Annotated in this window: 7 protein-coding genes; 3 read left to right on the top strand and 4 right to left on the bottom strand. The window is 72.9% G+C overall.

From position 1 onward, the window contains the following. Window positions 1-230 precede the first annotated feature (230 nt). The gene (gene folP, locus GCL84_RS08560) at window positions 231-1,118 is read right to left on the bottom strand and encodes a dihydropteroate synthase (protein WP_156754853.1); all 888 of its coding nucleotides are present in this window, start codon (window positions 1,116-1,118) and stop codon (window positions 231-233) included. A gap of 110 nt (window positions 1,119-1,228) precedes the next feature. On the opposite strand from folP, the gene GCL84_RS08555 reads away from it, so the two are divergent. Next, the gene (locus tag GCL84_RS08555) at window positions 1,229-1,894 is read left to right on the top strand and encodes a lysophospholipid acyltransferase family protein (protein ID WP_156754836.1); all 666 of its coding nucleotides are present in this window, start codon (window positions 1,229-1,231) and stop codon (window positions 1,892-1,894) included. A gap of 370 nt (window positions 1,895-2,264) precedes the next feature. Here the strand turns inward: GCL84_RS08555 and GCL84_RS08550 are convergent, their stop codons facing one another. Beyond that, window positions 2,265-2,804, bottom strand: coding sequence for an LOG family protein (locus GCL84_RS08550; protein ID WP_156754835.1), 540 nt, complete (start codon window positions 2,802-2,804; stop codon window positions 2,265-2,267). Then, complete coding sequence (locus GCL84_RS08545; protein ID WP_156754834.1) at window positions 2,804-3,574, bottom strand: LOG family protein; 771 nt, start codon at window positions 3,572-3,574, stop codon at window positions 2,804-2,806. Before GCL84_RS08545 ends, GCL84_RS08550 begins: the two co-directional genes overlap by 1 nt. A gap of 80 nt (window positions 3,575-3,654) precedes the next feature. Here GCL84_RS08545 and GCL84_RS08540 point away from each other — a divergent pair, with 80 nt between their 5' ends. Then, window positions 3,655-4,203: a TlpA disulfide reductase family protein gene (locus GCL84_RS08540; protein WP_156754833.1), complete on the top strand. Its 549-nt coding sequence runs from the start codon at window positions 3,655-3,657 to the stop codon at window positions 4,201-4,203. A gap of 163 nt (window positions 4,204-4,366) precedes the next feature. Here GCL84_RS08540 and dapD read toward each other — a convergent pair whose 3' ends face one another. Beyond that, window positions 4,367-5,344, bottom strand: a complete 978-nt coding sequence (gene dapD / locus GCL84_RS08535) for a 2,3,4,5-tetrahydropyridine-2,6-dicarboxylate N-succinyltransferase (protein ID WP_156754832.1) — start codon at window positions 5,342-5,344, stop codon at window positions 4,367-4,369. A 34-nt stretch (window positions 5,345-5,378) separates the two neighbouring features. On the opposite strand from dapD, the gene dapE reads away from it, so the two are divergent. Next, a complete protein-coding gene (gene dapE / locus GCL84_RS08530; protein WP_156754831.1) occupies window positions 5,379-6,455 on the top strand; it encodes a succinyl-diaminopimelate desuccinylase in 1,077 nt (358 codons plus the stop codon). The last annotated feature ends 32 nt before the right edge of the window (window positions 6,456-6,487 follow it).

The raw sequence follows: 6,487 nt of genomic DNA, 5'->3' as shown, positions 1-6,487 counted from the left end.
CCACCCCACACCGGGCCGACCAGAGCACCCAACCGCACCCAACCGAACGGCGCGCCGCCCGCCAACCCGCACACCCCGCGACAAACCCACCGGCTGACGCGCGGCAAGAGCAGGCCGACCCCTGCCTGAAAGGCGCCCCCGGCCAATCACACAGCCTCGGCGGAGACTCCTGACCTGCCCCAACGCACCCACGCCGCAACCCGGCCAAGCAGCGCGCCGCCCGCCCGCGCTCACGCCAGTGCCCGGACCGCGCGGTGTGGCGGGCGGGTGCCGTTGATGCTGGCCACCATCTCCACCACCCGGCGGGTCTCGCGGACCTGGTGGGCGCGGAACACCCTGGCCCCGGCGCGGGCGGCAACGGCGGTGGCGGCGAGGGTGCCCTCGATCCGGTCCTGCACCCCGACGCCGAGGGTCTCGCCGATGAAGTCCTTGTTGGACAGGGCCATCAGCACCGGCCAGCCGGTGCCGACCAGCTCGTCGAGCCTGCGCAGCAGTTCCAGGCCGTGCCAGGTGTTCTTGCCGAAGTCGTGCGTCGGGTCGATGAGGACGCCCGCGCGCGGGACGCCGATGGCGACCATCCGCTCCGCGCGCTCGACCAGCTCCGCGACCACCTCGGCGACGACGTCGGTGTAGCGCACGCGGTGCGGGTCGGTGCGCGGCACGGCGCCGCCGGTGTGCGAGCAGACGATGCCGACGCCGAACTCGGCGGCGACCTCGGCCAGACCGGGGTCCGCACCCGCCCAGGTGTCGTTGATCAGGTCGGCGCCCGCGGCGCACACCTGCCTGCCCACCTCGGCCCGCCAGGTGTCGACGCTGACGACCAGGTCGGGGTGGCGCTCGCGCACGGCGGCCACGAACGGCACCACCCGCCGCGCCTCCTCGTCGGCGTCGACGACCTCGCCGTGCGCGCCGGCCCGCACCCCGCCGATGTCGACGATGTCGGCCCCGTCGGCCACCGCCCGGTCCACCGCGGCCAGCGCGGGCCCCTCGGCGAAGGTGGCGCCGCCGTCGTAGAAGGAGTCCCTGGTCCGGTTGACGATCGCCATCACCAGCGCGCGGTCTGGCGCGACCCGGCGGGCGCCGAAGCTCAGGGTGTCCACGGGTGCCGATGGTGCCATGTCGACCGCCCGCCGCAGGGTGTCACCCGGGGTGGTGAGCGTGGTCGCCACCCGGCCACGCCCCGCCGCGCCCGGTCTACAGTGGTGGTGACGTCCTAGGAGGGATCGCCGTGTTCTACCGCGCGCTGCGTTCGGTGCTGTCGTTCCTCGCGAGGCTGTACCTCCGGCCAACCGTGGTGGGCGCCAACCAGGTCCCCACCACCGGCCCGGTCATCCTGGCCATCAACCACCTGGCTGTCGTCGACAGCTTCGTGGTCCCGCTGATGCTGCCGCGCAAGGTCGCCTTCCTGGCCAAGTCGGAGTACTTCACCGGCACCGGCCCCCGCGGCAAGCTCACCGCCGTCCTCTTCCGCGCCCTCGGCGCCATCCCGGTCCAGCGCGACAACAGCCGCGCCGCGCTGGAGTCCCTTGAGGTCGCGGGCGCCGTCCTGGACCGCGGCGAGGCCTTCGCCATCCACCCCGAGGGCACCCGCTCCCTCGACGGCAAGCTCCACCGCGGCCGTACCGGCGTCGCCCAACTCGCCCTGGAGCACCGCGCCCGCGTGGTCCCGGTCGCCCTGGTCGGCACCGACAAGGTCCAACCCCGGGGCACCAAGGTCCCCCGCCCCCACCGCATCAAGGTCGTCTTCGGCGAGCCCCTGGACTTCTCCCGCTACAACGGCCTCGGCAACTCCCTGCCGATCCGCCGCGCGGTGACCGACGAGGTCATGTACGCCCTGATGGAACTGTCCGGCCAGGAATACGTCGACAGCTACCACAAGCGCCCCGCCGCCTGAAGCCTGCCTCGCGAGTCCCCCTGGGTGGACTGTCCCCACTCACCGGGTTCCAGTCGGTGAATCCGAGATACGCCAATCCGGCCGTCGCTCACCTCGGCCTGCCCGTAGATCAACCCACCATCACCAACCCCCGGCCCCTGTGGACACCCGGCGGAGTTGTCCACAGACATGATCGACTTCGGGGTGAAATCGGGGGCGACCCGGTAGAATGGGCCACGGGCCGCCCCCAGTGGAGTGGTGGGGTTTGGTGTCGCGCGCGAGGGCGCGATGAACTGGGCTCGGCCGTCACAGGGCAGGCCAGCGGTGATGGGAAATGGCGCCGAATTGGTTGCCCAGCGCAGTGGCGTGGGTGGCGGAGTTGGACGTGGGGTCAGGCGGGGCGGAGGGCGTCCAGGGCCTCGTCGACTGTTCGGGTGATGGTCAGGAAGTCCAGTGAGGCCGGGTTCACGAAGCCCTTGGCGGTCAATCCGCGGCACCACTCGAGCAGGCCCGCGTAGTGGTCGTCCGGGTCGAGCAGGACGACCGGCCTCGTGTGCATCCCCAGGTACCGGGACGTCCAGACCTCGAAGAGCTCCTCCAGCGTCCCCAGCCCGCCGGGGAGCGCCAGGAACGCGTTCGACCGGTCGTCCATGACGCGCTTGCGCTCGCGCATCGTGTCGACGACGTGCAGTTCGTCGGCGTCGGGGTCCGCGACCTCCAGGGCCACCAGGCCGTGGGGGATCACGCCGACCGTCGTGGCGCCGCCGCGGCGGGCGGCTCGGGCCACGGAGCCCATCATGGCCGCGCTGGAGCCGCCCCAGACCAGGGACCAGCCGCGGGCGGCGATGCCCGCGCCGACGGCGTCGGCCAGGTCGAGGTGGGGGCGGGGGACGTTGGAGTTGGAGGCGCAGTAGACGCAGACGGCGTGCATCAGTGGGTGTCGCTCCAGGCCTGGTAGGCCTCTTCGACGACGCGGACGGCGTCGTCGACGTCGTCGGTGAGGTGGAGCAGGGCCAGGTCCTTCTCACCGATCTTGCCGCCCGCGTGCACGGAGTCGCGCAGCCAGTCGTAGAGGCCCTGCCAGTACTCGGTGCCGAACAGGACGACGGGGAACTTGGTGACCTTCTTGGTCTGCACCAGGGTCAGCGCCTCGAACAGCTCGTCGAGGGTGCCGAAGCCGCCGGGCAGGCAGATGAAGGCCTGCGAGTACTTGATGAACATGGTCTTGCGGGCGAAGAAGTAGCGGAAGTTCACGCCGAGGTCGACCCAGCGGTTGAGGCCCTGCTCGAAGGGCAGCTCGATGCCCAGGCCGATGGAGACCCCGCCCGCCTCGGACGCGCCCCGGTTGACCGCCTCCATCGCGCCCGGCCCGCCACCGGTGATCGAGGCGAACCCGGCCTTGGCCAGCGCGGAGCCGATCCGCAGGCCCAACTCGTACTCGGGGTGGCCCTCGCCGGTGCGCGCCGAGCCGAACACCGTCACCGCGCGCGGGACCTCGGCGAGCGCGCCGAAGCCCTCGACGAACTCGGCCTGGATGCGCAGCACCCGCCACGGGTCGGTGTGCACCCAGTCGCTGGGGCCCCGGGAGTCCAGCAGCCGCTGGTCGGTGGTGGTCGCCTCCTCGGAGCGGTCCCGCCGCAGGGTCACCGGCCCGCGCTGCTTCTCCCGGTGGTCGTCGTCCCGCACACGCTCATCAGTCACCCCACGAGTCTAGGGCGATCACTACCGGGGGCAGGAACCAACACACGGTAAAATCGAGGTCCGGGAATGGGGGAATGGCCATGCGGGCAAGGGGGATGCTGGCGCTCGCCGTGTGCGCCGCGTTGGCGGGGTGCTCGGCGCCCGCTCCACCGGGGACGGTGGGCAATCCCGGCGGGAAGCTGATCCCGGCGGCCGAGCGGGTGCTGGTCGAGGGGATCAGCGGCGACAGCCTGCTGGCCCCCGGCACGACCGTGTCGCTGTCCGACTTCGCCGACGAGGCCGTCGTGCTCAACGTCTGGGGCGCGTGGTGCGGGCCCTGCCGCGCCGAGACGGTTGAGCTGGCGGCGGCGCACGAGACCACGGCCGAGCTGCCCGTGGGGTTCCTGGGGATCGACGTGCGCGACAACGACCGCGGGTTCGCCGAGGACTTCGCCCGGGACCGCGCGGTCCCCTACCCCTCGATCTACGACCCGGCGGCGCGCACCCTGCTGCGGCTGGGCAGGTACCGCGGCGTCGCCGTGCCGACCACGCTCGTGCTCGACCGGCGGCACCGAGTGGCGGCGTTCTTCATCGGCGGCGTCCTGGCGGACGACATCGTGCCCGTCGTCCGCCAGGTCGCCGCGGAGTAGCTAGTGGCCCGGCCCAGAACGTTCACCCCGTCTCGACCCGCCCACGACGCGCCTGACCGGGTTGCCGAAACAACCGAGTACAACCAGTACGCGGCCGTTCCGGCGCCCCGCCCAGACACGCCGTGGACCCGCCGATACACGGCAAACGCTCTGAGCCGAGCCACTAGTTGGCGTGCAGGGCGGCGTTGAGCTCGATGCCGCCGCCGTCGCGGCGGACGACCTCGACCGCGCCCGTGGTGGAGTTGCGGCGGAACAGCAGGCCGGACTCGCCGGACAGGTCGCGCGCCTTGGCCGTGGTGCCGTCGGCCAGGGTGACCTTGGTGCCCGCGGTGACGTAGAGGCCCGCCTCGACCACGCAGTCGTCGCCGAGGGAGATGCCGATGCCGCCGTTGGCGCCGAGCAGGCAGCGCTCACCGATCGAGATGACGTCCTTGCCGCCGCCGGAGAGCGTGCCCATGATCGACGCGCCACCGCCCACATCGGACCCGTCGCCGACGACGACCCCGGCGGAGATGCGGCCCTCGACCATGGAGGCGCCCAGGGTCCCGGCGTTGTAGTTCACGAAGCCCTCGTGCATGACCGTCGTGCCCACGGCCAGGTGCGCGCCGAGGCGGACCCGGTCGGCCTCGGCGATGCGGACGCCCGAGGGGGTCACGTAGTCGACCATGCGCGGGAACTTGTCCACTCCGAACACGGTGACCTGGCCGCGGGCGCGCAGGGCCAGCCGCGTCTTCTCGAAGCCCTCCACCGCGCACGGGCCGTGGTTCGTCCACACCACGTTGGTCAGCAGGCCGAACACGCCGTCGAGGTTCTGCCCGTGCGGGCGGACCAGGCGGTGCGAGAGCAGGTGCAGGCGCAGGTAGACGTCGTGGGCGTCGGCGGGCGGGGCCGCCAGGTCGTCGACGCCGGTGCGCACCGCGATGACCTCGACGCCGCGGGCGGCGTCCGGGCCCAGCAGCGAGGACACGCCCGCGCCCAGGGCCTCGACGGCCTCGTGCTCCGACAGGCGCCGCGTGCCCGGCACGTCCGGGCGGCCGAGGCGGGGCTCGGGGAACCAGGTGTCGAGGACGGTGCCGTCCGGGGTGACGGTGGCGAGGCCGACGCCGACGGCGCCCTTCGTTTCGATCGCTGCGCTGCTCACGGGGCAACGGTAGCCGGTGCGCGCCCGGGGTAGCGTGTCGCCCGTGCTCGATCTCACCGCTGACCCCGTCGACCTGACCGCCACCCTCGTGGACGTCCCGAGCGAGTCCGGGCAGGAGGCCGAACTGGCCGACGCCGTGGAGGCGGCGCTGCGCGCGCAGGCCCCGCACCTGGAGGTCGTGCGCTCCGGGAACGCCGTGCTGGCCAGGACGAACCTGGGCCGCCCCACCCGGGTGGTGCTCGCCGGGCACCTGGACACCGTGCCGGAGAACCGGAACATGCCCTCGCGGCGCGAGGGCGGCGTGCTGCACGGGCTGGGCACGGTCGACATGAAGGGCGGCGACGCGGTGATGCTGCACCTCGCGGCCACCGTCGTCGAGCCCGCGCACGACCTGACGTTCCTGTTCTACGACTGCGAGGAGATCACCGCCGACCGCAACGGCCTGGGCCGGGTCGAGCGGGAGCTGCCGGACTGGATGCGCGGCGACCTGGCCGTGGTCTGTGAGCCGACCAGCGCGGGCATCGAGGCGGGCTGCCAGGGCACGCTGCGCGCGGTGCTGCGCGCGACCGGGGCGCGGGCGCACACCGCGCGCGGGTGGATGGGCGTCAACGCCGTGCACGCGCTGGCCGACGCGTTGCGGGTGCTGGCCGAGTACGAGGCGCGCACGGTCGAGATCGACGGGTGCACCTACCGCGAGGGGTTGCAGGCGGTGCACGTCAGCGGCGGTGTCGCGGGCAACGTGGTGCCGGACGAGGCCGTGCTCAAGGTCAACTTCCGGTTCGCCCCGGACCGCTCCCCCGCCGAGGCCGAGGCGCACGTGCGCGGGCTGTTCCCCGGGTACGCGATCGAGTTGGAGGACATGTCGCCCGGCGCCCTGCCGGGGCTGTCCGCACCGGTCGCGCGGGAGCTGGTCGCGGCCGCGCAGGCGCGGCCGGTGGCGAAACTGGGCTGGACCGACGTTTCCCGCTTCTCCGCGCTCGGCATCCCGGCCGTGAATTTCGGACCGGGCGACCCCTCGCTGGCCCACACCCAGCAGGAGAACGTCGCGGTCGAGGAGATCACCCGGTGCCACCAGGTGCTCCACCGCTTCCTCAGCGTGAGCGCGGGATAGTACGGGATCACCGACCGGCGGTCCAGGCGATC

It is taken from the genome of Actinokineospora pegani, from assembly GCF_009745975.1.
Taxonomy (GTDB): Bacteria; Actinomycetota; Actinomycetes; order Mycobacteriales; family Pseudonocardiaceae; genus Actinokineospora; species Actinokineospora pegani.
Note: the sequence above shows the minus strand (reverse complement) of the source record. Positions and strands in the feature narration are given on the sequence as shown.